The organism is Azoarcus sp. CIB (assembly GCF_001190925.1).
GTDB lineage: Bacteria > Pseudomonadota > Gammaproteobacteria > Burkholderiales > Rhodocyclaceae > Aromatoleum.
Genome location: NZ_CP011072.1, coordinates 660,353 through 685,469 on the forward strand (window position 1 = coordinate 660,353; position 25,117 = coordinate 685,469).

Annotated in this window: 28 protein-coding genes; 13 read left to right on the forward strand and 15 right to left on the reverse strand. The window is 68.5% G+C overall.

What is annotated here, in order from left to right:
* Nucleotides 1-40 precede the first annotated feature (40 nt).
* Complete coding sequence (gene mltA / locus AzCIB_RS02795; protein ID WP_232299341.1) at nucleotides 41-1,294, reverse strand: murein transglycosylase A; 1,254 nt, start codon at nucleotides 1,292-1,294, stop codon at nucleotides 41-43.
* 92 nt (nucleotides 1,295-1,386) lie between these two features.
* Here mltA and AzCIB_RS24830 point away from each other — a divergent pair, with 92 nt between their 5' ends.
* The 3 genes from AzCIB_RS24830 to AzCIB_RS02805 are packed head-to-tail and all read left to right on the forward strand — an operon-like array spanning nucleotide 1,387 to nucleotide 3,315.
* Entirely contained in the window at nucleotides 1,387-1,509 is a 123-nt protein-coding gene (locus AzCIB_RS24830; protein ID WP_286130891.1) for a hypothetical protein, read from the forward strand.
* Nucleotides 1,502-2,377 carry an ATP-binding protein gene (locus AzCIB_RS02800; RefSeq protein ID WP_050414494.1) on the forward strand — a complete coding sequence of 292 codons (876 nt, stop codon included), beginning with the start codon at nucleotides 1,502-1,504 and terminating at the stop codon, nucleotides 2,375-2,377. The genes AzCIB_RS24830 and AzCIB_RS02800 overlap by 8 nt, the downstream gene beginning before the upstream one ends.
* On the forward strand, nucleotides 2,374-3,315 hold the full coding sequence (locus tag AzCIB_RS02805; protein ID WP_050414495.1) for a Nudix family hydrolase: 942 nt from the start codon (nucleotides 2,374-2,376) through the stop codon (nucleotides 3,313-3,315). The genes AzCIB_RS02800 and AzCIB_RS02805 overlap by 4 nt, the downstream gene beginning before the upstream one ends.
* Here AzCIB_RS02805 and AzCIB_RS02810 read toward each other — a convergent pair.
* From AzCIB_RS02810 to AzCIB_RS02865, 12 genes are all read right to left on the reverse strand, one after another.
* Nucleotides 3,306-3,509 (reverse strand): DNA gyrase inhibitor YacG, encoded by a 204-nt coding sequence (locus AzCIB_RS02810; RefSeq protein WP_050414496.1) that lies wholly within the window; start codon nucleotides 3,507-3,509, stop codon nucleotides 3,306-3,308. The genes AzCIB_RS02805 and AzCIB_RS02810 overlap by 10 nt on opposite strands.
* Before the next feature lie 13 nt (nucleotides 3,510-3,522).
* Nucleotides 3,523-4,278 (reverse strand): cell division protein ZapD, encoded by a 756-nt coding sequence (zapD, locus tag AzCIB_RS02815; protein ID WP_050414497.1) that lies wholly within the window; start codon nucleotides 4,276-4,278, stop codon nucleotides 3,523-3,525.
* A 122-nt stretch (nucleotides 4,279-4,400) separates the two neighbouring features.
* Nucleotides 4,401-5,018 carry a dephospho-CoA kinase gene (gene coaE, locus AzCIB_RS02820; RefSeq protein WP_198149606.1) on the reverse strand — a complete coding sequence of 206 codons (618 nt, stop codon included), beginning with the start codon at nucleotides 5,016-5,018 and terminating at the stop codon, nucleotides 4,401-4,403.
* Nucleotides 5,015-5,746, reverse strand: a complete 732-nt coding sequence (locus AzCIB_RS02825; RefSeq protein ID WP_050414500.1) for an SPOR domain-containing protein — start codon at nucleotides 5,744-5,746, stop codon at nucleotides 5,015-5,017. Before AzCIB_RS02825 ends, coaE begins: the two co-directional genes overlap by 4 nt.
* A 43-nt stretch (nucleotides 5,747-5,789) precedes the next feature.
* Nucleotides 5,790-7,157, reverse strand: a complete 1,368-nt coding sequence (locus AzCIB_RS02830) for a TrpB-like pyridoxal phosphate-dependent enzyme (RefSeq protein ID WP_050414501.1) — start codon at nucleotides 7,155-7,157, stop codon at nucleotides 5,790-5,792.
* A 47-nt stretch (nucleotides 7,158-7,204) separates the two neighbouring features.
* Nucleotides 7,205-7,933: a type III pantothenate kinase gene (locus AzCIB_RS02835; RefSeq protein WP_050414502.1), complete on the reverse strand. Its 729-nt coding sequence runs from the start codon at nucleotides 7,931-7,933 to the stop codon at nucleotides 7,205-7,207.
* The gene (locus AzCIB_RS02840; protein WP_050418177.1) at nucleotides 7,930-8,739 is read right to left on the reverse strand and encodes a biotin--[acetyl-CoA-carboxylase] ligase; all 810 of its coding nucleotides are present in this window, start codon (nucleotides 8,737-8,739) and stop codon (nucleotides 7,930-7,932) included. Before AzCIB_RS02840 ends, AzCIB_RS02835 begins: the two co-directional genes overlap by 4 nt.
* A 126-nt stretch (nucleotides 8,740-8,865) precedes the next feature.
* Complete coding sequence (gene ntrC, locus AzCIB_RS02845; RefSeq protein WP_050414503.1) at nucleotides 8,866-10,281, reverse strand: nitrogen regulation protein NR(I); 1,416 nt, start codon at nucleotides 10,279-10,281, stop codon at nucleotides 8,866-8,868.
* Between the two features lie 45 nt (nucleotides 10,282-10,326).
* Nucleotides 10,327-11,397 (reverse strand): nitrogen regulation protein NR(II), encoded by a 1,071-nt coding sequence (gene glnL / locus AzCIB_RS02850; protein ID WP_050414504.1) that lies wholly within the window; start codon nucleotides 11,395-11,397, stop codon nucleotides 10,327-10,329.
* Nucleotides 11,398-11,456: 59 nt separating this feature from the next.
* Nucleotides 11,457-11,924, reverse strand: coding sequence for a DUF4124 domain-containing protein (locus tag AzCIB_RS02855; RefSeq protein ID WP_050414505.1), 468 nt, complete (start codon nucleotides 11,922-11,924; stop codon nucleotides 11,457-11,459).
* Nucleotides 11,925-12,058: 134 nt separating this feature from the next.
* Nucleotides 12,059-13,468 carry a type I glutamate--ammonia ligase gene (gene glnA, locus AzCIB_RS02860; RefSeq protein ID WP_050414506.1) on the reverse strand — a complete coding sequence of 470 codons (1,410 nt, stop codon included), beginning with the start codon at nucleotides 13,466-13,468 and terminating at the stop codon, nucleotides 12,059-12,061.
* Nucleotides 13,469-13,745: 277 nt separating this feature from the next.
* On the reverse strand, nucleotides 13,746-14,924 hold the full coding sequence (locus AzCIB_RS02865; protein ID WP_050414507.1) for a cation diffusion facilitator family transporter: 1,179 nt from the start codon (nucleotides 14,922-14,924) through the stop codon (nucleotides 13,746-13,748).
* 60 nt (nucleotides 14,925-14,984) lie between these two features.
* Between AzCIB_RS02865 and AzCIB_RS02870 the strand changes: the two genes are divergently transcribed.
* From AzCIB_RS02870 to AzCIB_RS02895, 6 genes are all read left to right on the forward strand, one after another.
* A complete protein-coding gene (locus tag AzCIB_RS02870) occupies nucleotides 14,985-15,437 on the forward strand; it encodes a rhodanese-like domain-containing protein (RefSeq protein WP_050414508.1) in 453 nt (150 codons plus the stop codon).
* Between the two features lie 78 nt (nucleotides 15,438-15,515).
* Nucleotides 15,516-16,616: a quinolinate synthase NadA gene (nadA, locus tag AzCIB_RS02875; RefSeq protein ID WP_050414509.1), complete on the forward strand. Its 1,101-nt coding sequence runs from the start codon at nucleotides 15,516-15,518 to the stop codon at nucleotides 16,614-16,616.
* 22 nt (nucleotides 16,617-16,638) lie between these two features.
* Entirely contained in the window at nucleotides 16,639-17,388 is a 750-nt protein-coding gene (locus tag AzCIB_RS02880) for an endonuclease/exonuclease/phosphatase family protein (protein WP_050414510.1), read from the forward strand.
* Complete coding sequence (gene clsB / locus AzCIB_RS02885) at nucleotides 17,385-18,542, forward strand: cardiolipin synthase ClsB (protein WP_050414511.1); 1,158 nt, start codon at nucleotides 17,385-17,387, stop codon at nucleotides 18,540-18,542. The genes AzCIB_RS02880 and clsB overlap by 4 nt, the downstream gene beginning before the upstream one ends.
* Nucleotides 18,543-18,645: 103 nt before the next feature.
* Nucleotides 18,646-18,879, forward strand: a complete 234-nt coding sequence (locus AzCIB_RS02890) for a DUF2789 domain-containing protein (RefSeq protein ID WP_050414512.1) — start codon at nucleotides 18,646-18,648, stop codon at nucleotides 18,877-18,879.
* A 48-nt stretch (nucleotides 18,880-18,927) separates the two neighbouring features.
* Nucleotides 18,928-19,638, forward strand: a complete 711-nt coding sequence (locus AzCIB_RS02895; protein ID WP_050414513.1) for an SDR family oxidoreductase — start codon at nucleotides 18,928-18,930, stop codon at nucleotides 19,636-19,638.
* A 7-nt stretch (nucleotides 19,639-19,645) separates the two neighbouring features.
* On the opposite strand, the gene gluQRS is transcribed toward AzCIB_RS02895, so the two are convergent.
* Complete coding sequence (gene gluQRS / locus AzCIB_RS02900; protein ID WP_083447125.1) at nucleotides 19,646-20,572, reverse strand: tRNA glutamyl-Q(34) synthetase GluQRS; 927 nt, start codon at nucleotides 20,570-20,572, stop codon at nucleotides 19,646-19,648.
* Between the two features lie 169 nt (nucleotides 20,573-20,741).
* Here gluQRS and AzCIB_RS02905 point away from each other — a divergent pair, with 169 nt between their 5' ends.
* From AzCIB_RS02905 to AzCIB_RS02920, 4 genes are read left to right on the forward strand one after another with little or no spacing between them, the layout of a single operon-like run.
* Nucleotides 20,742-21,641, forward strand: coding sequence for an ArnT family glycosyltransferase (locus AzCIB_RS02905; RefSeq protein WP_050414514.1), 900 nt, complete (start codon nucleotides 20,742-20,744; stop codon nucleotides 21,639-21,641).
* A gap of 20 nt (nucleotides 21,642-21,661) precedes the next feature.
* A complete protein-coding gene (locus tag AzCIB_RS02910; RefSeq protein WP_050414515.1) occupies nucleotides 21,662-22,375 on the forward strand; it encodes a hypothetical protein in 714 nt (237 codons plus the stop codon).
* On the forward strand, nucleotides 22,372-23,661 hold the full coding sequence (locus AzCIB_RS02915; RefSeq protein WP_050414516.1) for a sialidase family protein: 1,290 nt from the start codon (nucleotides 22,372-22,374) through the stop codon (nucleotides 23,659-23,661). The genes AzCIB_RS02910 and AzCIB_RS02915 overlap by 4 nt, the downstream gene beginning before the upstream one ends.
* Nucleotides 23,658-24,242 carry a hypothetical protein gene (locus AzCIB_RS02920; protein WP_050414517.1) on the forward strand — a complete coding sequence of 195 codons (585 nt, stop codon included), beginning with the start codon at nucleotides 23,658-23,660 and terminating at the stop codon, nucleotides 24,240-24,242. The genes AzCIB_RS02915 and AzCIB_RS02920 overlap by 4 nt, the downstream gene beginning before the upstream one ends.
* On the opposite strand, the gene AzCIB_RS02925 is transcribed toward AzCIB_RS02920, so the two are convergent.
* Nucleotides 24,152-25,093, reverse strand: coding sequence for a ChbG/HpnK family deacetylase (locus AzCIB_RS02925; RefSeq protein ID WP_050414518.1), 942 nt, complete (start codon nucleotides 25,091-25,093; stop codon nucleotides 24,152-24,154). The genes AzCIB_RS02920 and AzCIB_RS02925 overlap by 91 nt on opposite strands.
* Nucleotides 25,094-25,117 lie beyond the last annotated feature (24 nt).

Genomic DNA, 25,117 nt, shown 5'->3' on the forward strand with positions numbered 1-25,117 from the left:
ACGACGGCGCCTGAGGGCGCCGTTCGTTTTTCTGGCGCCCTCAGAGGGCGCCGGGTTCGCTCGGTAGCAGGATCCACAGCTGGCCCGGTTGGCGCATGCGGCCGGCCTGTACGCCGGCATCCGCGCCGAGTCCCCAGAAGAAGTCTGCCCTGACGGCTCCCTTGATGGCGCCGCCGGTGTCCTGGGCGAGCATCAGCCTGCGCAGCGGACGGTCGCTGTTCGGTGCGGTCGTCGCGAGGAAGACGGGAGCGCCCAGCGGGATGGTGCGCGGGTCGACGGCCAGGCTGCGCCCCGGCGTGAGCGGGACGCCGAGTGCGCCGGTGGGGCCGCCGGTGGAGGCTGGCATTTCCTTGAAGAAGACGTAGCTCGGGTTGGTGTGCAGCAGTTCGGCGAGGCGGTGCGGGTTGTTGCGCGCCCAGTTCTTGATGCCGTCCATGGAGGCCTTGTCGAGCGGTAGTTCACCCTGGTTCACGAGCCAGCGGCCGATCGATTGGTAAGGGTGGCCGTTCTGGTCGGCGTAGCCGATGCGGACCTGGCTGCCGTCGGGCAGTTCCACGCGTCCGGAGCCTTGCACCTGGAGGAAGAACAGGTCGATCGGATCGGCTGCCCACAGCAGGGTTGGCGCGGGGGATCGGTCCTGCATGCCGTCGAGTTCGGCGCGCGTCCAGTAGGGCACGACCTTCTTGCCGACCAGACGGCCGCGCAGGCGAAGATTGCGCATGTCGGGATAGAGGTCGCCGAACTCGATCGTGAGCATGTCGCCCGGCACGCCGTGGACGGGCCACGGATAGCGTTCCGAGCGCGAACGGCTGCCCTTGATGATGGGCTCGTAGTAACCCGTGATCAGGCCGTCGGCCGTGCCGTCGGGGTTGCGGACGGCCCATGGGGTGAAGCGGGTTTCGATGAACTGGCGTACGGCGGTCGCGCCGGGGGTGTCGCCGAGGCGCTGCGCGTCGTCGCACACGCGCTGCCAGCGCGGCTGTTTGGCGAGGACCTTGCACGACTGGCGCAGGGCGGGCCAGGCTTGTGCGACATCGTCGCTACGCCAATCGGGCAGTTCGCTCCAGCTTGTGCGCTGCAGCGCTTCCACAGCGGGCGACGGAGCGGGGGGCTGTGCCGCTGCGGGCGTCTGTGGGGCCACACAGGTCGGGCATGACGGGCAGGGCTTCGCTGCCGTGCACGGGGTCGTGGCGGTCGCGGGCGCCGGCGGCTGGCTGGCGCAGGCTGCGAGTAGAACGAAGGGCAGGAGACACAGCAGGCGCTGCGCGAGTGATGTTGGGGCGCGCCGGTTCATGGGGAGGATCAGGTAGACTCGTGAAATCAAGGGCCCCCAGTATACCGGCTTGCCCGGATCGGCCCGAATCGCCATTCCCGCAGGAGAGCGCAATGTGGGTGATCTTTCTGGAAGCGGGCGTCGCGCTCGCGCTGCTGCTGGTGATCGTGTGGGCGACGTGGCCGAGGCGGCGCGATGGTGACGCGAACGAAGGAAGAACAAATCGAGATGAGTGATCTAGTGCAATTGGTGACGCGCGCCGAGCAGCTGATCGGGCGACTGGAGCAGCTGCTGCCGCGTCCGCTGGAGGCGCCCGACTGGTCAGCCGCGCCGGCCTTCCTGTGGCGCAGGCGGAACGGTCATGCGAGCCTCGTGCCCGTGACGCGTCCGCACGGGATCCGCCTCAAGGATCTGCGCGACGTTGATGGGCAGAAGGAGCGCATCGATTTCAACACGCGGCAGTTCCTCGCGGGCAGGCGCGCGAACAACGTGCTGCTGACCGGGGCCCGCGGCACCGGTAAGTCGTCGCTCGTGAAGGCCTTGCTGAACGCCTACGCGGGCAAGGGCTTGCGGCTGATCGAAGTCGATCGCGACGACCTGATGGACCTACCCGAGATCATCGAGCTGGTCCAGGGGCGGCCGGAGCGCTTCATCCTGTTCTGCGACGATCTGTCCTTCGAGGACGCGGAGCCCGCCTACAAGGCGCTGAAGAGCGTGCTCGACGGGTCGGTGGCGGCGGTTCCCGATAACGTGCTGATCTACGCGACCTCGAACCGGCGTCACCTGATGCCGGAGTACCACGACGAGAACCTGCAGACGAAGCATGTGGACGGCGAGATCCATCCGGGCGAAGCGGTCGAGGAGAAGATATCGCTTTCGGAACGCTTCGGTCTGTGGATCTCCTTTTACCCCTTCAGCCAGGACGAGTATCTGGAGATCGTCGCGTACTGGCTGAAGACCTTCGGGCTGGATCGCAAGGCGATCGACGGTGCGCGGCAGGAGGCCTTGCAGTGGGCGCTGATGCGCGGCTCCCGTTCCGGGCGTGTTGCCTGGCAGTTCGCGCGTGACTGGGCCGGGCGCTTCGAGACGGGAAGCGCACGATGACCAAGCGCGTCGAGGTGGCTGCCGGCGTGATCTTCCGCCGCGACGGGCGTTTCCTGCTCGGGCAGCGGGCGCCCGATACCTTCTACGCGGGCTACTGGGAATTCCCCGGCGGCAAGGTTGAGTCGGGCGAGTCGCCGGCCGACGCGCTGATCCGTGAGCTCGACGAGGAACTGGGGATTCGCGTGCATGCCGTGCGGCCATGGATCACGCGCGAGCATGCGTATGAGCATGCGCATGTGCGGTTGCACTTCTTCGAGGTTGCCGACTGGGAAGGCGAGCTGCACGATCACGTGCATAGCGCGCTTTCCTGGGAGCGGGTGGAGGCGCCGGAGGTCGGGCCGATGCTGCCGGCGAACGGCCCGATCCTGAAGGCCTTGCGCCTGCCGCGCTGGATGGGGATCACGCATGCGGCCGAAATTGGCGTCGCGCGCCAGCTCGAGCTGCTCGACGCGGCGCTGGCCGGCGGTCTGCGGCTGGTCCAGGTGCGCGAGCCGGGAATGGCCACGCCCGAAGTACGTGCCTTTGCCGCCGAGGTTTTGAAACGGGCGCGGGCGTGTGGGGCGGCGGTTGTCGTGAACGGCAGCGCGGAGCTCGCAGCGGAGACCGGGGCCGATGGCGTGCACCTGTCGGCCGCGCAGCTGGGCGTCCTGGGGGCGCGACCGGCGCTGGAGTGGGTCGGTGCCTCGTGCCATACGCGCGAGGAGCTGGAGCGTGCGGCCGGTCTCGGCCTGGACTATGTAGTGCTGGGCGCGGTGCAGTCGACCGCGACGCATCCCGGGCAGGCGGCGCTGGGGTGGGAGCGGTTCACGGAGTTAGTCAGCGGGCTGCCGATGCCCGTGCTTGCGCTCGGGGGGCTGGGGTTGGCCGACATGGAGCGCGCGCGGATGGCTGGCGCGCATGGCATCGCGGCGATCCGCGGGACTTGGGATCAGTCCTGAGTCGAGGGTCCGGAGGGGTTTTGCTCGCCCGGATCGCCCTCGTCTGCGGTTGGGACGCGGTAGTCCTCGGATGCCCAGGCACCGAGGTCGATCTGCTTGCAGCGTTCGGAGCAGAACGGGCGGAAGCGGTTCTCCGGCACCCAGCGGACGGGGGCGCCGCATTGCGGACAATTGACGGTGCGGATCTTCGCCATGCTGCGGGCGGCCTCAGAGGCTGCAGAAAGTGAGTTCGAAGTTGACGTCGCGCTCGGCGAGCCGCGGGCGGATCACCGTTTCGGAGAGCATGAAGCGGACGTTGAGCGCGTACTTGTTGGCGCTGATCTCGGGCACGACGGCGTCGTTCGGAGGCAGGCGCAGGCGCAGCATCTGTGCGCTGCGGCCGGCCATCATGAGCTGGTAGGTGCCGCCGCGGGCGAGCTGCGTCTCGGGGCGCCCGCTCGCGCGCAGCAGGCGCAGGACGATCGAGAGTCCGTCGCGGATCGGCAGCATCGGGTGTACCCAGTTGGACAGCTCGTGTCTGCGCTGGTCAGCATCGCGCTGCAGCCAGTAGTGGTAGGACGGCAGGTCGAACTGGCACACGCCGCCGGGAATCGACGCGCGGCTGCGGATCGCCATCAGCCACTCGTTTTCGCGCAGGTACTGGCCGATCTTGCCGGCCATCGCGAGCAGCGACGAGGAGGCCTGTTCGATCTCGTAGAGTGCCCCCGACAGCGCTTCCTCGGAGATCTCCGGATTGTTGCGGAAGGAGATCAGGATCTGGCGTTGGCGTTCGAGTTCCTGCACGAGGTCGACCTTGAGGTCGGCGCGGCCGGCGACCTCGAGGATTTCGAACAGGGTGAGCAGTGTGACGTGGTGATCCTGCGGAGCATCGCCGCGCGAAAAATGGGCGAGCTTGGTGTACAGGTCTTCCAGGCGCAGGAGGGTGCGGATACGCTCGTTAAGAGGATATTCGTAGCTGATCACCGCATGTGCGCCTGAGAAAACCGGATCTCCCGTTAGTGCCGGGATGATAGCACAGGGGATATGCCGCGGCCTGTCCGTTTGCGGCGCGGAATCGCCCGAAAAGCCTTTGTCCGTGGGCGTTTTCAGGCGACCGTGCGGGCGGCGGCGAGGTACTTTTCGTGTAGGCGGTCGACCTGCGTGATGAGCGTCGCGAGATCACTGCCGTTGTCGATGACCTCGTCGGCGGCGGCGAGGCGTTGTTCGCGGCTTGCCTGGGTCGCCATGATGGCGCGGACCTGCTCTTCCGGCAGGTGGCTGCGCGTCATGACGCGCGCGATCTGGACCTCGACGGGGCAGTCGACGACGCACAGGCTGTCGCATCGTTCGCGATACTTGCCGGATTCGACCAGCAGCGGCACGACCAGCACGACATAGGGGGCGCGCGCCGCACTCACCTGACGTGCGCTTTCGGCGCCGATCGCCGGGTGCAGGATCGCTTCGAGCCGGCGCCGTTCGTTCGGGTCGGCGAAGGCGCGGTCGCGCATGGCCTTGCGGTCGAGTGCGCCGTCGGGTGTGATCACGGCGTCGCCGAAGGCCGCGCGGATCGCCGGAATCGCTTGTCCGCCCGGTCCGGTGAGGGCATGCGCGATGGCATCGGTGTCGACGATAGCGGCGCCGAGTTCGGCAAAACGGTCGGCCGCTGCGCTTTTGCCGCTGCCGATGCCGCCGGTGAGGCCGACGATGTAGGGGCTGTTGCTCATGGTGTGCATTCGCTGATGGTTGCGCCCGACCGGCGCACGGCCGGTGAACTGGTGAGGGTTTTGAGGGTGCTTGCCGGGCCGCGGACCTCAATGCGGTGAACGGTGGTCGTGCGCGAGGCGATGCCGGCGCCGCGCACCTGTTTCGCCTGCATTGTCGCGAGGTGTTGCTGGGCCTTGGCTTCGGTCTTGAATAGGCCGAGCGAGATCGCGTACTGGTTGGGGCCGGGGTCGTTGACGATGAAGAGTTCCGATACCCCCTGGCTGCGCAGTTCGGCGACGCGCCGTTCGGCCGCTTCGCGCCCGCCGTTGGGAGGGATGCGCACCCACCACGCGGTGGGGGTGCTGCTGGTTTTGCGTTCGCCGCGCAGTCCGGGTTTGCCCGCGATGGCAGCCTGCATGAGGGCATCGGCTTCGCTTTCGGCGAGTCCGCCGATGACGGTGCAGGCCTGCGGCAATGCCGGCGCAGCGGCCGCAGGGGTTGCGGGCGGTGGCGCTTCGCGGCCGTTGGCGGTTTCGGGCAGGGCGGCGGTCTGCTCGGCGGGCGGCGTTGCCGCTTCGGCTTCGCGCTGGGGGGCGGTGCCGCCCGGGCGCAGCACGATGCGGTCCGGGTTGAGCTGGTTGCTCAGGCGTTCGGGTTCGCCTTCGGGCGCGGAGTTGCCCAGCCAGCCCCGGATCGACGCCAGGGCGAGCAGGTTGAGCAGCACGAGAATGACGAATACGATGCGCATGGGCGAACTTTACCGGATAGGCGACCGATTCTGGCCCCAAGCCTCAGCCGAACTTCGGCAGGTGCGCGAGCGAGGCGGCGACCGCTTCGGCCGGATAGTCGTAGTTTTCGAGTTGGCCGGAGAAGTAGCGGTCGTAGGAGCTCATGTCGAAGTGACCGTGGCCGGTGAGGTTGAAGAGGATTACCTTCGGCTCGCCCGTGGCCTTGCACGCGAGCGCCTCGTCGATGGCGGCGCGGATCGCGTGGCAGGACTCGGGCGCCGGGATGATGCCTTCGTTGCGCGCGAACATGACGCCGGCCTCGAAGGTGGCGAGTTGCGGCACGGCGACGGCCTCGAGCAGTCCCTCGTGGTAGAGCTGCGACACCAGCGGCGAGTCGCCGTGGTAGCGCAGGCCGCCGGCGTGGATGCCCGGCGGCATGAAATCGTGGCCCAGCGTGTACATCTTCATCAGCGGCGTGAAGCCGGAGGCGTCGCCGAAGTCGTAGGCGTACTGGCCCTTCGTCAGCGTCGGGCAGGAGGTCGGCTCGACAGCGACGCAGCGGAGCTTCTCGGCGCGCTTGTCGCCCGAGGCCTTGTCGGCGAGGAAGGGGAAGGCGATGCCCCCGAAGCTCGAGCCGCCGCCGCAGGGGCCGAGGACGACGTCGGGGTAGAGGCCGATCTTGTCGAACTGCTTCTTCGCCTCCAGGCCGATGATGGTCTGGTGCAACAGCACGTGGTTGAGTACCGAGCCGAGGGTGTAGTTGGTGTCGGCGCGGCCGGCGGCCTCTTCGACGGCTTCGGAGATGGCGAGGCCGAGCGAACCGGGGTTGTCCGCATCCTTGGCGAGTGCGTCGCGGCCGGTCTGGGTCATCTCGGACGGGCTCGCGAACACTTCGGCGCCCCAGGTCTGCATCATCAGGCGGCGGTAGGGCTTCTGGTGGTAGCTGACCTTGACCATGTAGACGCGCACGTCGAGGCCGAACATCTGGCCGGCGAAGGCGATTGATGAGCCCCACTGGCCTGCGCCGGTCTCGGTGGCGAGGCGCTTGATGCCGGCCTGCTTGTTGTAGAAGGCCTGCGGTACGGCGGAGTTGGGCTTGTGCGAGCCGGCGGGGGAGACGCCTTCGTGCTTGAAGAAGATCTTCGCCGGGGTGCCGAGCGCACGTTCGAGGCGCACGGCACGCATCAGCGGGCTGGGGCGCCAGATCTTGTAGATCTCGCGCACTTCGTCTGGGATCGCGATCCAGCGCTCGGCGCTCATCTCCTGTTCGAGGATCTGGCCGGGGAAGATCGCCAGCATCTGCTCGGGGCTCACCGGCTTGCCGTCGGGCCCGAGCGAGGGGGACGGCGGGTTGGGCATGTCGGCGACGACGTTGTACCAGTGCGTCGGGATCTCGTTCTCGTCGAGCAGGATGCGGGTCGGTTCGGTCATCTGGTCTTCTCCCTCTTTGTCGTTTGGCGGTGGTGCGACGCGCCTCCCTACGGCGTGTCGGGCTGTGTGGCGGCGACTGCTAGGCCCTTGAGGACCAGGTTGTCGACGTGTCGGAACGGGATGTCCAGCGCGTTGGCGAGCATGTCGGCGCCGCCGCCGCTCAGCAGGCACAGGGCGCCGGTTTCGTGCGCAATGTGCCGGAACATGCGCTCGACGGCGCCGGCCTGCGCGTTGACGCAGCCGGATGCGATGGCGTCGGCGGTGTTGCGCGGGGCATCGACGAAGCGGCCGTCGGCGAACGGCAGCTGGGCGGTGTCGCGGGCGAGCGAGCGGCGCATCAGGTGTTCGCCGGGGAGGATCACTCCGCCGCGGAAGAGGCCGTCTGCGGCCAGGATGTCGATCGTGGTCGCCGTGCCGGCACTGACGACGAGGCAGGCGGCAGGGTGCAGGGCGCGCGCGCCGATCAGGGCCGCCCAGCGGTCGGTGCCGAGCTGGCCGGGCTGGTCATAGGCGTTGCGTACTCCGCAGCACGCGGCTGACGAGCGCAGCCATTCCGGGGCGGGGGCGTGGCCGTGCAGGGCATGTGCGATCGCGTCGGCGACATCGGAGCCGGCGACGTTGGAGCCGAAGACCCTGGTTATGCCGGCGCAGCCTTGCGCGATGGCGCCGAGCTCGTCGACGCGCGCATGTTCGAGCGCGCCCTCGCCCTGCCACACGCCGTCGCCGAAAAGGCCCCATTTGACGCGTGTGTTGCCGGCGTCGATCAGCAGGATCACTGCGCGGCCCTCAGCGAGACCTCGCCGGTGAGGATGCGGGTCAGGCCCTCGTCGGTACGCAGGAGCAGGGCGCCGTCGTCGTCGACACCGACGCAGATGCCGGTGATCTCGTTTCCGTCGCCGGTGATGCGTACGGGCAGGTCGGCGAAGGCGTTGCGCTGCTGCCAGGCGCTGCGCAGCGCGGGGAAACCGGCGGCGGCGTAGGTGTCGAACAGGGCATACAGCTCGGTGAGCACCGCCGCGAGGAGGCGGTTGCGGTCGGGCCGCGTGGCGAGGTGCTCGCCCAGGTCGGTGACGGCGGGCTGGTCGGGGATTCGTGTTCCCGCGGGCAGGTGCAGGTTGATGCCGATGCCGACGACGGCCGCCGGGGTGCGGCCGCGGCCGGGCAGCAGTTCGACGAGGATGCCGGCGAGCTTGTGGCCATTCACGAGCACGTCGTTGGGCCACTTGAGCTGCAGGCCCTGTACGCCGAGTATTTCCAGCGCACGGACGACGGCGAGACCGGCGACGAGCGACAGTCCGGCCGGTACCGGGGCGCCGGGCACGAAACGCCAAAGGGTCGAGAAGGTCAGGCTGCCGCCGGGCCACGACTGCCACTGGCGGCCGCGCCGGCCGCGTCCGGCGGTCTGCCGTTCGGCGACGACGACGTGGACGCGTCCGTCGTCCGCCGGCGTCGCGTCCATGAGCACGCTGTTGGTGGAGGCGCACTCGTCGAGCACCTGCACGTCGAAGGTGCCGGCGAGATCGCCGAGTTGCTGGAGGATGGCTGCGGCGTTCAGCGGCGCGTCGGAGGTGGGTGCACTCAAGCCGGTCTTCCCGTGCGATACGTGAAAACCTGCATTATCCGTCATTGCATGCGCATGCACGAGTGCGGTGCGCTGCATCCCGGCGGCGCGGGGGGTTCCTGCGGCCGGACCAGGGTGGCTGTGGCGTCAGGCCGGTGGCGGCGCGGGGCGTTCGTCGTCCATGCCGAGTTCCTGGATCTTGCGCGTGATGGTGTTGCGTCCGATTCCCAGCAGCTGCGCGGCTTCGATGCGGCGGCCACCGGTGGCGCCGAGGGCGCGGCGGATCAGCGTGCGTTCGAAGTCGCGCGTGAGGCGCTCGAACACTTCGCCCGGTGAGGTTGCGATCAGGCGGTCGGCTTCGAGCGCGAGCCCGTCCGCCCAGCTGATCGGCGCCTCGCGGTCGGGCTGTGCCTTCATGTCGGGCGGCAGGTCGGCGATCTCGACGACCTGACCGGGCGCCATCACGTTGAGCCAGTGGCACAGGTTCTCGAGTTGCCGCACGTTGCCGGGGAAGGGCAGGGCCTGCAAGTACTTGATTGCCGCGTCGGACACGCGCTTGGGCGCCACGCCGAGGTCCTGAGCGCTCTTCTGCAGGAAGTGCCCGACGAGCAGCGGGATGTCCTCGCGGCGCTCGCGCATCGGCGGCAGGCGCAGGCGGATGACGTTGAGGCGGTGGAACAGGTCTTCGCGAAACAGGCCCTGGCGGACACGGTCTTCGAGGTTCTGGTGGGTCGCTGCAATGACGCGGACGTTGGTGCGGATCGGCTGTTGGCCGCCGACGCGGTAGAAGTGGTTGTCGGAGAGCACGCGCAGCAGGCGCGTCTGCAGTTCGGCGGGCATGTCGCCGATCTCGTCGAGGAAAAGCGTGCCGCCGTCGGCTTGCTCGAAGCGTCCGCGCCGCTGGGCGGCTGCGCCGGTGAAGGCACCGCGCTCGTGGCCGAACAGCTCGGATTCCAGCAGGTCGCGCGGAATCGCCGCGGTGTTGATTGCGATGAAGGGGGCGTCGGCCCGCGGGCTGTGGCGGTGCAGCGCGCGCGCGACGAGTTCCTTGCCGGTGCCCGATTCGCCGTTGATCAGCACGGTGGCGTGCGACTGCGCGAGGCGGCCAATCGCGCGGAAGACTTCCTGCATCGCCGGCGCCTGGCCGAGGATCTCGGGGGCGAGCGCGGTGCTCTCCGATGCACCTTTCTGGTGCGAGCTTTGCGCGATCGCGCGCTGAACCAGTGCAACGGCCTGATCAACGTCGAACGGCTTGGGCAGGTATTCGAAGGCGCCACCCTGGAAGGCCGACACCGCGCTCTCCAGATCCGAGTATGCGGTCATGATGATGACCGGGAGTTGCGGGTGCAGCGTCTTCACCCGCTTGAGCAGGCTGAGGCCGGACTCGCCCGGCATGCGAATGTCCGAAATCAGTACCTTGGGCGGGGTCGGTTCGATCTCGAGCGCGGAGAGAGCCTCGTTGGCGGACGAGAAGCTGCGATGCGGGATGTCCTCGCGGCCGAGTGCCTTCTCGAGCACCCAGCGGATGGAGCGGTCATCATCAACGATCCAGACGGTGTTCATTATTTAATGCACCTTTTTGGTGCGATCGTGCCGCTCCTTGGGGCGTCAGGCACGGTCGATGATCGGCAACAGGATGGTGAAGCAGGTGCGGCCCTTGCGGCTTTCGACTTCGATCATGCCTTGATGCTGCTCGACGAAGCTCTGTGCCAGCGAGAGACCGAGGCCGCTCCCCCCTTCGCGCCCCGAGACCAGCGGATAGAAGATCTTGTCGCGGATCTCATCCGGAATGCCGGGGCCGTTGTCGATTACTTGCAATTCCAATGCCAGCTTGAAGCGGCGCTTTGCGAGCGTCACCTGGCGGGCGACGCGCGTGCGCAGGCGGATCTCGCCACGGCCCTCCATCGCCTGCGCGGCGTTGCGCGCGATGTTGAGAATGGCCTGGATGAGCTGTTCGCGGTCGGCGGTGAGTTCGGGCAGGCTCGTGTCGTAGTCGCGGCGGATCGTGATCTCGGGGTACTCGGCGAGGATCAGGCGGCGCACGCGCTCCAGCACGTCGTGGATGTTGAGCTGGTCCGGCCGCATCATGCAGTGCGAGGTCAGCAGCCGGTTCATCAGGTCCTGCAGGCGGTCGGCCTCGGCGATGATGACCTCGGTATATTCGCGCAGCTGCGGGTCGGCGAGTTCCCGTTCCAGCAGCTGCGCGGAACCACGGATGCCGCCGAGCGGGTTCTTGATCTCGTGGGCGAGGTTGCGGATCAGTTCGCGGTTGGCCTGCTGCTGCTGCAGCAGCTGTTCCTCGCGTGCGACGCGCAATTGCGCGTCGATCGGGCGGAACTCGAGGAGCAGGCGCAAACCCGCTGCCTCGGCCGGGCTCACGGTGCAGTCGACGTGCAGCGGCTCGGCGTTGGGGCGGGCGATCTTGAGATCCTGGCCCGTGTAGCTCCAGTTCTTGCGCAGCGCGTTGTCGAGCGCGGCGGCCAGGCCGGCGGGTTCGCCGAGGAGCTGCGACAGCGGGGCGCCGATCAGGCGCCGGTGGCTGACGGCGAAGAGGTTTTCGGCGCCGGCGTTGAGGTAGCGGATCAGCAGATGGTCGTCGACGACGACAACGGCCGACGAGAGTAGATCGAGCCCGGCGAAGGGGCCCGCAAGAGCGGGGGGTTTGGGCGTGTTCGGCATGGGTGTGTTCTCGGAATCCCTTTTGGTCTCGCAAAAAACACGCCAGCTTGCAGTTGCCCCTACTTCAGGTTGCCGAGTTCCTTCCTGAGGGCCTCGATATTGCGCTGGTGCAGTTCGACCGTGTCGCGCAGCGGTTGCAGCCGGCTCTGGACGACGGGCAGCCGGCGCTCGGCGCCCTGGTAGCGCCCTTCCTGCTCGGCGACGGCCTTTTCGGCATCGGCGAGGGCGGCTTCCTCGGTGGCGAGTTCCTTTTCCAGCACTTGCCGGCGGGTGTCGTCGCGGGCGCGCTGTGCGTCAGGGGCAACGCGCGGGAAATTCGATGGGGTCGGTTGGGATGCCGAGGGCGCGCGCTTGGACGGGGCGGGAACCGAGGAGACGGCCTGGTCCTCGCTGAGCTGCTTGCAGCCGCGGCCCTGGTTGCGGTCGTTGGTGTAGGTGACGGCGCCGTTTGCGTCCACGCACTTGAAGACCTGGGACTGGGCCAGGGGGGACGCGAGCAGAAGGAGCAGTACCGGAAGAGTTCGCATGTCCGTCGGTCGGAGAGTCAGGGATGCATCCGGTGCCGAGACGGGCCTCCCGCAATGCATACGTGGGGCATTAGACCCCATAAAAAAGGGACGGGCAATGCCCGTCCCCCTTCGACCTCAGCGTAATCCGGAGATTACAGGCTGTAGTACATGTCGAATTCCACCGGGTGGGTGGTGATGCGCATGCGGTCGACTTCTTCCATCTTCAGCGCGATGTAGGCGTCGATGAAGTCGTTCGAGAACACGCCGCCACGGGTCAGGAACTCGCGATCCTTGTCGAGGTACTCGAGCGCCTGTTCGAGGCTGGTGCACACGGTCGGGATCAGCGCGTCTTCTTCCGGCGGCAGGTCGTACAGGTTCTTGTCGGCCGGATCGCCAGGATGGATCTTGTTCTGGATGCCGTCCAGGCCGGCCATCATCAGGGCGGCGAAGCACAGGTACGGGTTGGCCAGGGGATCCGGGAAGCGCGCTTCGATGCGGCGGCCCTTCGGGTTGGCGACGTACGGGATGCGGATCGAGGCCGAACGGTTGCGGGCCGAGTAGGCGAGCTTGGTCGGGGCTTCGTAGTGCGGCACGAGGCGCTTGTACGAGTTGGTGCCCGGGTTGGTGATCGCGTTCAGCGCGCGGGCGTGCTTGATGATGCCGCCGATGTAGTACAGCGCGATGTCGGACAGGCCGGCGTAGCCGTTGCCCGCGAACAGGTTCTGGCCGTCTTTCCAGATCGACTGGTGGACGTGCATGCCCGAGCCGTTGTCGCCGACGATCGGCTTCGGCATGAAGGTCGCGGTCTTGCCGTACTGGTGTGCGACGTTGTGCACGATGTACTTGAGGATCTGGGTCCAGTCGGCGCGCTGGGTCAGCGTGCTGAACTTGGTGCCGATCTCGCACTGGCCGGCGTTCGCGACCTCGTGGTGATGCACTTCCACCGGTACTCCGGCGGCTTCGAGCGCGAGCACCATGGCGGCGCGCACGTCGTTAAGGCTGTCGACCGGGGGAACCGGGAAGTAGCCGCCCTTGACGCGCGGACGGTGGCCGGTGTTGCCGCCTTCGAACTTGTCGGCGGTCGACCACGCGGCTTCTTCCGAGATGATCTTGCTGTACACGCCCGACATGTCGACGGACCACTCGACGGAGTCGAAGATGAAGAATTCGGGTTCCGGACCGAAGAAGGCGGTGTCGCCCAGGCCGGTGCTCTTCAGATAGGCCTCGGCGCGCTTGGCGATCGAGCGCGGGTCGCGGTCATAGCCCTTGCCGTCGGACGGTTCGATGACGTCGCAGGTCAGGACGAGGGTGGTCTCGTCGAAGAACGGGTCGATGAAGGCGGTGCGGGCTTCCGGCAGCAGGATCATGTCGGAGGCCTGGATGCCCTTCCAGCCGGCCAGCGAGGAGCCGTCGAAGGGGTGGCCGTGCTCGAAGTGATCTTCCTCGAACGCCGAAACGGGCAGGCCGACGTGGTGTTCCTTGCCACGCGTATCGGTAAAGCGCAGGTCGACGAAGCGGACTTCGTTTTCCTGGATCATCTTCATGACGTCTTGAGCGTTCATATTCACTCCTGATGAGAAGAGGCGAAAGCGGTTGTTGGTAACGGAAAACTTCCGATGGAGCGGAAGTAAGCAGTATCTGTGCCATGCGTAAGTTCGGCTTCGCCGGGCATTGTGCCACAAGGGCGAGTGCGCGTATCGCGGACGCGCGTGAACGAGGTGCGCGGGGCTGTGGCGGAAGCGGCGGAATAAGGGACGGAAAGCACTGCGGGTTCGGGCGAAGCGGTGAGAAGGTCTGCGCGTGCACCGAAAATGTGCGTGCCGTGCTGTGCATGCACCATCAAGGTGCGATCCGGCCCAGGATGGTGATGGCCCGGTAGTGAGGGCGCTCCGCGAGCAGGGCGTCGATGCGCAGGCGCAGCTCGTCGCGGGGGATTTCGTCGAGGTCAGCTGCGCCGAGGATCACCTCGGCCTCGATGCGGTCGCCGAGGTAGTGGATCAGCACGCGCGGCGGCGTCGCGAGCGGCCGGTCGATCAGGGCTTCGAGGGTACGCACGATTTCGGTGCGTTCGGGCAGGGGCGTGAGTCCGGCGCTCTGCAGTAGCGCATCGTTTTCGGCGTCGACATGCACCAATACCTCGCGCACGTCGGGGTGAGCGGTGCGCACGCGTAAGTACACCGTGTCGGAAATCTGGTGCCCTTCGGACACGGTGATGCGCGGGTCGACCTGAATGTGGGCGTCGCACAGCACGCGATCGGCCATGCGGCGGGTGCGCAGGTCGTGCAGGCCGATGACGCCCGGCGTCGCCCGGATGGTGTCGCGGATGCGCGCGACTTCCTGCTCGGACAGGCCGGTGTCGATGAGTTCGCGCACAGCCTTCCAGGCGAGTCGCAGGCCCATGTGAAGGATCAGGAAGCCGACGAGAGCGGCTGCGAGCGGCTCGAGAAAGGGGTAGCCGGCCAGGCTGCCGCCGATGCCGACGGCGACGACCAGCGAGGATGCGGCGTCCGAGCGTGCGTGCCAGGCATTGGCTTCCAGCACGGGGGCTTTCAGGCGCCGGCTTGCGGCGAGGGTGTAGCGGAACAGGACTTCCTTCGCGCCGAGCGTCACCAGGGCCATGCCGAGAGCCACGGGGTGCAGCGGCGGAGCTGCGTCCATGTGCTGCAGGCGCAGGCCCGAGCTCCACAGGAAGCCCGTGCCGACGCCGGCGAGCACGAGCCCCAGCAGCAGCGAGGCGGCGGTCTCGATGCGGCCGTGGCCGTACGGGTGGTCGCGGTCGGCCGGCTCGGCGCCGCGTCGTCCGGCCATCAGTACGAGCAAGTCGGTGAATAGATCGGAGAGCGTGTGCGCGGAATCGGCGACGAGGCTGAACGCGTGTGCGAACAGTCCGACCGCGATCTGGCCGATGGAGAGCACGGTGTTCGTGGCGATCGCCACGAGCGCGACGCGCTGTATGCCGCGGCTGCGTGCCTCGTCGGCGCCGCTTCGGCGCGACTTGCCTGATGTCGAGTGGTCCATGGCGCTAGCGGTATGGGTATACTCAAGTTCCGATCGAGCAATTCTAGCCGGATGGATGCAATGGGAAAGTTGACCGACCTGCTCCGCCTCGCCCAGCAGCGAGCGCAGGAGATGAAGCTCCCGTATGCGGGCGCGCTCACGCCGGCCGAGGCCTACGAGGTGTGGCAGCTCGCGCCCGGTGCGAAGCTTGTCGACGTGCGCACGCGCGCCGAATGGGACTGGGTCGGCCGCGTGCCCGGCGCCGTCGAGATCGAGTGGATGGGTTATCCCGGCAACGTCGCGAATTCGCACTTTCTCGCGCAGTTCGGGCGCGAAGTCGATGCCGAGGCGCTGGTGATGTTCATGTGCCGTTCGGGTGCGCGCTCCGACAAGGCGGCACGGGCCGCCACGGAGGCGGGGTACCAGAGCTGCTACAACGTGCTCGAGGGGTTCGAGGGCGACCGCGACGCGAACGGTCAGCGCAGCCGCATCGGCGGCTGGCGCCATGCCGGACTGCCCTGGCACCAGGGCTGAGCGCGTACGTGCGCCGATTTGACACGCCGGCGCGCAGCCGGTTTGATTGACGATTATTGCGACGAATTACCGAAGACGATGCAGACCGCCACCATCAGTTTCGACCGCTTCAATGCCTTGCGCGACGACGAGGCCCAGGAGCGCATCCGCGCCGCGCGCGCGCGCCTCGGCGAGCGGGCCGTGCTGCTGTGCCATCACTACCAGCGCGCCGATGTGTACCAGCACGCCGACCTGACCGGCGATTCGCTCAAGCTGTCGCGGCTCGCGTCGCAGACCGACGCGGAGTTCATCGTCTTCTGCGGCGTGCATTTCATGGCCGAAGTGGCGGACATCATGTCGCAGCCGCACCAGAAGGCGATCCTGCCCGATCTCGCGGCGGGCTGTTCGATGGCGGACATGGCGAACCTCGCGAAGGTCGAGCGCTGCTGGCGAGAGCTGCGCGAGGTGCTCGGTACGCCCGACGCGCTGATCACGCCGGTGACCTACATCAACTCGGCGGCTGACCTGAAGGCCTTCTGCGGCGAGCACGGCGGCATCGTGTGCACGTCGACGAACGCGCCGGTGATCCTCGACTGGGCCTTCGCGCAGCGCGAGAAGGTGCTGTTCTTCCCCGATCAGCACCTGGGGCGCTGGACGGGCTACAAGAAGGGCATTCCGCTCGAGCAGATGGTGGTATGGGATCCGGACCTCGAATACGGCGGCCTCACACCGGAGCAGATCCGCAACGCGAAGATCCTGCTGTGGAAGGGGCACTGCTCGGTGCACCAGATGTTCCAGGAAAACCATATCCGCCGCTGGCGCATGCAGCATCCGGAAGGCCTCGTGATCTCGCACCCGGAAAGCAGCCTGGACGTGTGCGTGAATTCCGACTATGTCGGTTCGACCGAGTACATCATCAACGTGATCAAGAACGCGGCGCCGAACACGCGCTGGCTGGTCGGCACCGAGCTGAACCTGGTCAATCGCCTGGCCGAGGAAGTGAAGCCGGAAGGCAAGATCGTGCAATTCATGGCGCCGACGGTGTGCATGTGCTCGACGATGCAGCGTATCGACCCGCAGCATCTGGCGTGGACGCTGGAGAACCTTGCCGACGGCAAGATCGTCAATCACATCCAGGTGCCGCCGCACGAGGCCGAACTCGCGAAGGTGGCGCTGGACCGGATGCTGGCGGTGTCCTGACCAGGGGTGCGGAGGCCAGACCATGAAACTGCGCGTCTGCACCTACAACATCCACAAGGGGTTCTCGCAGTTCAATCGCCGCGTGGTGATCCATGAACTGCGCGACCGCCTGCGCAGCCTCGACGTCGACCTCGTGTTCCTGCAGGAGGTGCAGGGGCTGCACCTGGGGCATGCGAGCCGCCATCCGAACTGGCCCGAACCGCCGCAGCATGAGTTCCTCGCCGAGGAGGTGTGGCACCAGACCGCCTACGGCGGCAACGCGGTGTATGACCACGGCCACCACGGCAACGCGATCCTGAGCCGTTTTCCGATCGTCTCGACGAACAACCTGGACGTCTCCGACCACCGTTTCGAGCGCCGCGGGCTGCTGCATTGCGAGGTGCAGGTGCCCGGGGTCGAGCTGCCGGTGCATTGCGTGTGCGCGCACCTGGGGCTCTTCGCGGGCAGCCGGCGCAGGCAGATGGAGGCGCTGGCCGATCGCATGGAGCGCCTGGCGCCGGACGGTGCGCCGCTGATCATCGCGGGCGACTTCAACGACTGGCGCAACCGCGCGCAGGATCTGCTGGTCGAGCGCCTGCGCGTCCGGGATGCGTTCGATTCGGGGCGCAGCCGTCCGCCGCGCAGCTTCCCGAGCAGGTTGCCGGTGTTCCGCCTGGATCGCATCTACGTGCGGGGCTTTTCCGTCAGGCAGGCCGACGTACATTCCGGTCCGCCCTGGTCGCGGATTTCCGATCACGCTGCCCTGACCGCGGAACTGGAGTCCGCCGGGTGAGCACCTTCCTCGGCGGCAATGCGATCACCCTGCTGGAGAACGGCGCCGACTATTTTCCGGCCTTGCTGCAGGCGATCGAGGGCGCCGAGCGCGAGATTTTCCTCGAGACTTATATCTTCGAGAACGACGGGGTCGGAACCCAGGTCGCGGCGGCCTTGGCGCGCGCGGCCGCGCGCGGTGTCGCGGTGCGCGTGCTGGTGGACGGCTTCGGCGGCCGTGCCTTCGTGCGTTCGGTGATGCAGGGCCTCGTCGCCAGCGGCGTCGGCGTGCAGGTCTACCGCCGCGAGCTGCGCGTCTTCGCGATGCGCCGCCACCGCCTGCGCCGCCTGCATCGCAAGCTCGCGGTCGTCGACGGGCGCGTGGCCTTCGTCGGCGGCATCAACATCGTCGACGACCTGACGCGCGACGGTCCCCCGCATCCGCGCTACGACTATGCGGTGCGCGTCGAGGGGCCGCTGGTCGAGCCTATCCTGCATTCGGTGCATCACGTGTGGCGGCTGGTCGCGTGGGCCGGGCTGCGCCAGCGGCAACCGCAGCCGCTCGTCGCGCCGGCGTGCATCGACCCGGCGGGCAACGTGCGCGCGTGCTTCCTGATCCGGGACAACCTGCGTCATCGTCGCGACATCGAGGAGGCCTATCTCGATGCGATCGATGCGGCCCGGCGCGAGGTGGTGATCGCCTGCGCGTATTTCTTCCCCGGACGGCGCTTTCGCCAAGCGCTGGTCGATGCCGCCGAGCGCGGCGTGGAGGTGGTGCTGCTGCTGCAGGGGGTGTCGGATCACCCGATGCTGCAGTACGCAACGCGTGCGTTGTACCCCTTCTTTCTCGCCCGCGGCATCCGCCTGTTCGAGTACCGGCAGAGCGTCCTGCACGCAAAGGTCGCCGTGGTTGACGGTCAGTGGGCGACGATCGGGTCGAGCAACATCGATCCGTTCAGCCTGCTGCTCGCGCGCGAGGCGAATGTCGTGGTCGACGATGCGGGCTTTGCCGCAGACCTGCGCAGTAGCCTCGAGCGGGCGCGCGCGAACGGCGCACGCGAGCTGCGCAGCGGGGACTGGGGGCGCTTGTCGCGGCTGCGCCGGGCGGCGACCTGGGCGGCCTATCAGGTGGTGCGTCTGGCGATCGGTGTGGCCGGCTACGGCCGGCACAGCTGAGGCCGTGCCGGGCTGAACTCGACCGGGACGGCAAAGTCGAAGGGTTGTTCGGCGCCGCGTGATACGCGTCGCGCAGGTGCCGCCCATCCCCAGGAGGTGTCCCATGGAACCGCCGCTCCACACGATGAACAACCTGTTTGCCCAGCTCGGGCTGCCGTCCGACGAATCCGCGATCGAGCGCTTCATCGCCGCGCACGCGCCCCTGCCGTGCGGCGTGGAGCTCGCCAAGGCGCCGTTCTGGTCGCCGCAGCAGGCGGCTTTCCTCAGCGAGGAGCTGAAGGAAGACGCGGACTGGGCCGAGATCGTCGATCAGCTCAGCGCGCGCCTGCGTTCCTGAAACCCGCGCCCGTGCGCTGCGATTCGGCGCGCGGCGGGGAGGCCCATCATGGAAGACCGCATCATCTCGGTCGTCAGCGGGGCGAGCCGCGGGCTCGGGCGCGCGGCGGCGCACCGCCTCGCAACGATGGACGGCTATCGGGTTGTCGCCACCGCGCGCAATCCGGACGACCTCGAACCGTTGCGCTCCAAGCTCGCCATCAGCGGCCACGTCGTCGAGACGCAGCAGCTCGACATCACCGACGACGCCTCGGTGAATGCGCTGCGCGACTGGATCGCGGGGCACTTCGGGCGCGTCGACGTGCTCATCAACAACGCCGGCATCCTGATCGATCGCCATTCGACCAGCATCCTCGAGCTGCCGCTCGATCAGGTGCGCGAGACGCTGGAGACGAACCTGATCGGGACGCTGCGCCTCACGCAGGCGCTGGTGCCGCTGATGCGCACGAGTCGCGCGGGGCGGGTCGTCAATCTCGCGTCGAGCATGGGGCAGCTGGCGGACATGGATGCGGGCACGCCCGCCTACCGCATGTCGAAGACCGCGCTCAACGCGCTGACGCGCATCCTTGCGGCGGAACTGGCGGGAACCCCGATCAAGGTCAATTCGGTGTGCCCCGGCTGGTGCCGCACGGATCTCGGCGGGCCGGAGGCGCCGCGCCTGCCCGAGGAGGGCGTCGAATGCGTGGTGTGGGCGGCGACGCTGCCCGAGGACGGGCCGACTGGCGGCTTCTTCCGCGATTGCCAGGCGATCCCCTGGTAGGGCGGCGTCAGGACGCCGTGGCGGCGAGCCCGGCCGGTGCCTGCGCCTGAGGCCGTCGCGGCACGCGATCGAGCGTCCAGTTTGCGCTGGCCCAGTCCCACAGCCCGGACAGCGGCCCGCGCGCGAGTTCGGCAGGCGGCGTGTGGCCGAGGAACTCCAGTCCGGTCGCCAGCGCAGCGGCCGGCGGCAGGGCGTCGATCGGTGCGGCGAGCGTCTGCTTGGAGAGCTTCTCGCCCGCCGCGTTGACGACCACCGGCAGGTGCGCATAGCCGGGTGTCGGTACGCCCAGCAGGTGCTGCAGGTGGATCTGGCGGCCGGTGGAGCCGAGGAGGTCGGCGCCGCGCACGACGTCGGTGACGCCCGCGGCCGCGTCGTCGACGACGACCGCGAGTTGGTAGGCGAACTGCCCGTCGCCGCGCAGCACGACGAAGTCGCCGACCTCGCGCGCGAGATCCTCTTCCTGCCGGCCCTGGATGCGGTCGTCGAACGCCACCGTCCCGTGCGCGCGCACGCGCCACGCATGGGCGCTGCGGCCGGGCGGCAGGCCGTTGCGGCAGGTGCCGGGGTAGATGCGCGAGCCGTCGCGCGCGAGCGCGGAGTCGGCCATCTCGCGGCGCGTGCAGGCGCAGGGGAAGACGTGGCCTGCGGTCCTGAGTTGTTCAAAGGCGGCGCGGTAGGCGTCCAGTCGCCGGCTCTGCCAGACGATGTCGCCATCCCACTCGAAGCCGAAGCGCGCCAGCGTCGCGATGATGGCGTCGGCGGCGCCGGGGATCGTGCGCGGGGCGTCGACGTCCTCGATGCGCAGCAGCCAGCGGCCCCCGCGGCTGCGCGCCTCCAGATAGCTGCCGATCGCGGCGACAAGCGAGCCGAAATGCAGCGGCCCGGTCGGGGAGGGCGCGAAGCGGCCGATGTACGGTGAGGGTGCTGGGGGCATGGGGCGGGGGGCGTCGCGGGCGCGGAACAGCGTGCTCGCAGGGGCGCAAGCCGCGCATGATAACATTGCGCGCCGCGGCAACCTGCCGCCGCCGCGGGACTCCGGCTGCGCCCGAACCGCCTGCGGTATCCGACCACGCTCCCTGCCAAGGCCGTTTGCCCGCCCCATCGTGACGCCCGATTCCCGAAACCTGTACGGCTTCTATCTGCTGCTGGGCGTGGTGTATCTGGGCGGTCTCTGCGTGCCGCTGATGAACAACGATTCGGCGCACCACGCGACGATCGCGCTGCACATGCATCTCACCGGCGACTATGCGTCGCTCGTGACCCAGGGCGAACCCTATCTGGACAAGCCGCACCTGCTGTTCTGGCTCGCAGCCGGTGCGTACAAGCTGCTGGGCGTCACGACGTTCGCGTTCAAGCTGCCGTCGCTGCTGTTCAGCGTGCTGGGCGTCTACGCGACCTACGGGCTCGGGCGGGTGCTGTATTCGCGCGAGGTCGGGCGGGTCGCGGCGCTGGTCCTCGCGAGTTCGCTCGCCTTCATCCTCGCGAACAACGATGTGCGCATGGACGCGGTGCTCACCGCGGCGATCGCGTTGTCGATCTGGCAGCTCGCGGAGTTCGCCACCTACCGCCGCTGGCGCAATCTCGTGCTCGCCGCGCTCGGGCTCGCGCTGGGCTTCGCGACCAAGGGGATGATCGGCGTAGCGATGCCGGCGATCGCGATCTTCGTGCATCTGCTGTATCGCCGCGACTGGCGCGGGCTCTTCGATCCGCGCTGGCTGGTGCTCGCGCTGCTGACGTTGGCGCTCGCGACTCCGGTACTGTGGGCCTACCACCGCCAGTTCGGCATCGGCGGCGTGAAGTTCATCCTGTGGTCGCAGAACTTCGAGCGCCTGTCGGGCGGTCGCTTCGGCACGGCGGGAGGGAGCGATCCGCTGTTCTTCTTCCACACCTTCGTGTGGGCCTTCCCTGCCGTGGTGCCTGCTCGGCGCCGCGGCGGTGTGGGCGCGCGGGCGCGAACTGGTCGCGGCGCGCTTGCGGCCGGTGCCCCGGGCAGGAGCTGCTGACGCTGGGTACGATCGCAGTGATGTTCGGGATCATCTCGACCTCCGGGTTCAAGCTGCCGCACTATCTGAACATCCTGCTGCCGCTCTTCTCGGTGCTGCTCGCGTCCTGGCTCGTGCCGCGCATGCGGGCGCCGGCGCCGCGCGGCGCGAAAGTGGCGCAGTGGCTGGTGTGGGCCCTGATGGGCGTTCTGGCGCTCGCGTTCAACGCCTGGGCCTTCCCGCTCGACGGTGTCGCCGTTGCGGCCGGCGTCGTGGCGCTGGCGCTTGCGGGCATCATGCTGGCGCGACCGGCGCACGGCATGGCGCGGCTGGTGTTCGCCTCGGTGGTGGTCGCCGCGGTGTTCAATTTCCTGCAGAACTTCAATTTCTATCCGCAGCTGTTGCGCTACCAGGCGGGCAACAATCTCGCCCTTGCCTTGCAAGCCCGTGGCATTGACGTCGGCGGGGTGCGGCATTTCGGCGCGCGCGCGAACAGCTTCGATTTCTACACCGGACAACTCACGCCGCCGGTGACGCTCAACGAGCTGAAGGCGGCGCAGGGCCCGGTGCTGGTGTACGCGGCCGATGCGGGGCGCAAGACGATCGAGGGCGCGGGGCTGAGGGTCGAGGAGCTCGCGGCGAGTCCGGAGTTCCGCGTTACGCGGCTCAACATCCGCTTCCTCGATCCGCATCGGCGCGAGGAAACCTTGTCGCGCCACTACGTGCTGCGTGTTTCGGGGGAAGATCGGCAATGAATCGGAACGTATCGGGCGGGCTGCGCGTGTTCGCGCTCGCGGCGATCGCCGGCGTAAGCGTGTGGGCCGCCTGGCCGGGTTTCCATGCGGCACCGGCGGCGGGATTCGTCGCACCGGCTTCAGCAGAGTCGGTCGGCAAGGGAGGCGAGCCGACGCTGGCCAGCTTCGTCGTCAATGCGGCCGAACCTGCGCGCGTGCATGCCGCGTCGATCGCCGCGCTGCCCGACGGGCGCCTGTTCTCGACCTGGTTCGGCGGCTCGCGCGAGGGCGCGACCGACGTGAAGGTCTATGGCGCCTTCTTCGATCCCGCTGCCGGACGCTGGGGCGAGCAGCTCACGATTGCGACGCCCGCGCAGACCTCGCGCGACCTCGGCCGCCTCGTGCGCAAGATGGGCAATCCGGTCGCCTTCATGGTGCCGTCGGGCGAGCTGTGGGTGGTGTATGTGAGCGTGACCCTGGGCGGCTGGGCGACCAGCCATCTCAACCTGATCCGCTCGGCCGACATGGGGCGCAGCTGGACGTCCGCCACGCGCTTCGTCGCCTCGCCCTTCTTCAACCTGAGCACCCTCGCGAAGGGGGCCCCGGTGTTCTTCGACAACGGCGACATCGGCCTGCCCGTGTATCACGAGCTGGCCGGCAAGTTCGGCGAGCTGCTCGTGCTCACGCCCGAGGGCAGCGTGCGCCGCAAGCAGCGCCTGGACCACGGCGATCGCTCGCTGCAGCCGGTGATCCTGGTCAAGGATGCGCAGCATGCGGTGGTGATGCAGCGCTTCGCGGGCGAGACTAAACCGCCGCGTGCGTGGCGCAGCGAGACGCGCGACGGCGGGCGCACGTGGTCAGCCGTCGAAGCGAGTGATCTCGCGAACCCCAATTCGGCGCTGGCCGCGTTCGCGCTGGAAGACGGCCGCCTGATCGCGGTCGCCAACGACACCGAGGACGAGCGCCTGCGCCTGTCGCTGCTCGTGAGCGAGGACGACGGCCGGCACTGGCGCGCGATCCACCGGTTCGAGGACCGCGAGGACTTCCTCGGCCGCAGCTTCGGCCCGGACGTGCTGCGCCCCCTGCTCGCAAAGGACATCGAATCGCTGGGGCCCGGACCGGCTGTGGCGTCCGTCATGCGCAACGCGGAGGCCAATCTGTGCCGCGGCGAGACCTGCGCGTGGCAGTACGACTATCCCCATCTGGTGCGCGGTACCGACGGCGATTTCCACCTCGTGTATACGTGGAACCGTTCGTTCATCCGCCACCTGCGCTTCAATCGCGCGTGGCTGGAGGCAAGGCTGTGATCCCTGCGCTCTTCGATTCCCTCGCCTGGGCCTGCGCGTTCGCGCTGTGCGTGCCGGGACTGCGCCGGCGACCCGCGTACGCTGCGGCGGCGGTGCTCGCGATCGCCGCCCTGCTGTGGCTGCCCGTCGGCGGCACCAGCCTGCTGGCCGTGCTGCGTGGCGCGGTCGGGGCCGCCTCGGTGACGACCGCGGCGACGCTCGCGGCCCTGCTGTGCGCACGTTGTGCGTGCGAATGCGTCGTCCCCCGCGGCGAGCGTGTGCTCGTCGCGACGCTGGCCGTCGTCGCCGGGCTGCTGTTCTATCCGCCCGCGCTGGGGTTGGGCGCCATCGACCCCTATGCGTGGGGTTACGGCGGCGTGGTGATGCCGCTGGCGGTCGGCGCGGTCGCGCTGGCCGCTGCTACGACCGGGCGCTGGATGATCGCCGGGGCGCTCACGGCCGCGCTCGCGATGTGGCGGTTGCGGCTGCTCGAATCGACCAACCTGTGGGATTACCTGATCGACCCGCTGCTCGTGTCGGGCGGACTGATCTGGCTGGTCGCCTGCGCCTGGCGCCGGAAATCGGCGAAGCGCGCGGGGTGAAGCCCCGCCGCGGCCAGGTCTTCGGCGAATGCGGGTGATGTGAGGTAGGCGAGTTCCGTCTCGCGCGGCGTCGTAAGCACGTCGCAGGCGCGCAGCTCGTCATCGACGCGGCCCGGGTGCACATGCACGAGCGGCCGCGGACCGCTGCCGGCAAGGAAGGACTGCATCAGCGTGCGGAACGGAACTCGCCCGGAAAAGTCGTGCAGGCCGGCGAAGCCGTCGTTGGCGGGCAGGCCGTGGCGGCGCAGCAGCCGGTGCAGGCCGAGGCCGAGCGAGGAGATCAGCAGCGCCTTCGGCAGCGCCGTGCGACGGCGTACGCAGCGGGCGAGGGACTCCCGGCAGTCGCGCACCCACACGGACCCGGACGGGTAGCGCAGCAGCAGTTCCTCGATCAACACGTCGCGGATGCCCGGCAGGACGTGCGCGTGCTGGTGGCCATCGACGTAATCCGGCGCGGCGTTCCAGGCGTTCTCGAAGGCGTCGAGCTGGGCGCGCAGCTCGTCGCGGATCGCCTGCCGCGGCGGCGCCCGTGCGAGCGCGCGCGGCAGCAGCCGGCCCATCGACGGCAGTCGTCCTGCCTGTGCAAGTCCGGCCGCAGCGGTGAGCGGCACGTGATCCGTCAGCGTGAGGTGCAGGCCGACATCGGCCGGATGTGCCGCGACGGTTTCGCGCAGCAGGCCCGCGTGCCGTCTCCAGTCCGGCAGCGGGGTCATGCAGCTCGTCGCGGACAGGCGCCCGGCCGCGATCAGCCCGGCGATCGCCTCGCTGACGCCCGGCGCGATGCCGTAGTCGTCGGCGCAGATGATGATCGGGCGGGTCGGTCGGCGGTCGGCGGAGGGCTGTTCGTTCATGGCCCTCCTTATAGCGGCTCCCGC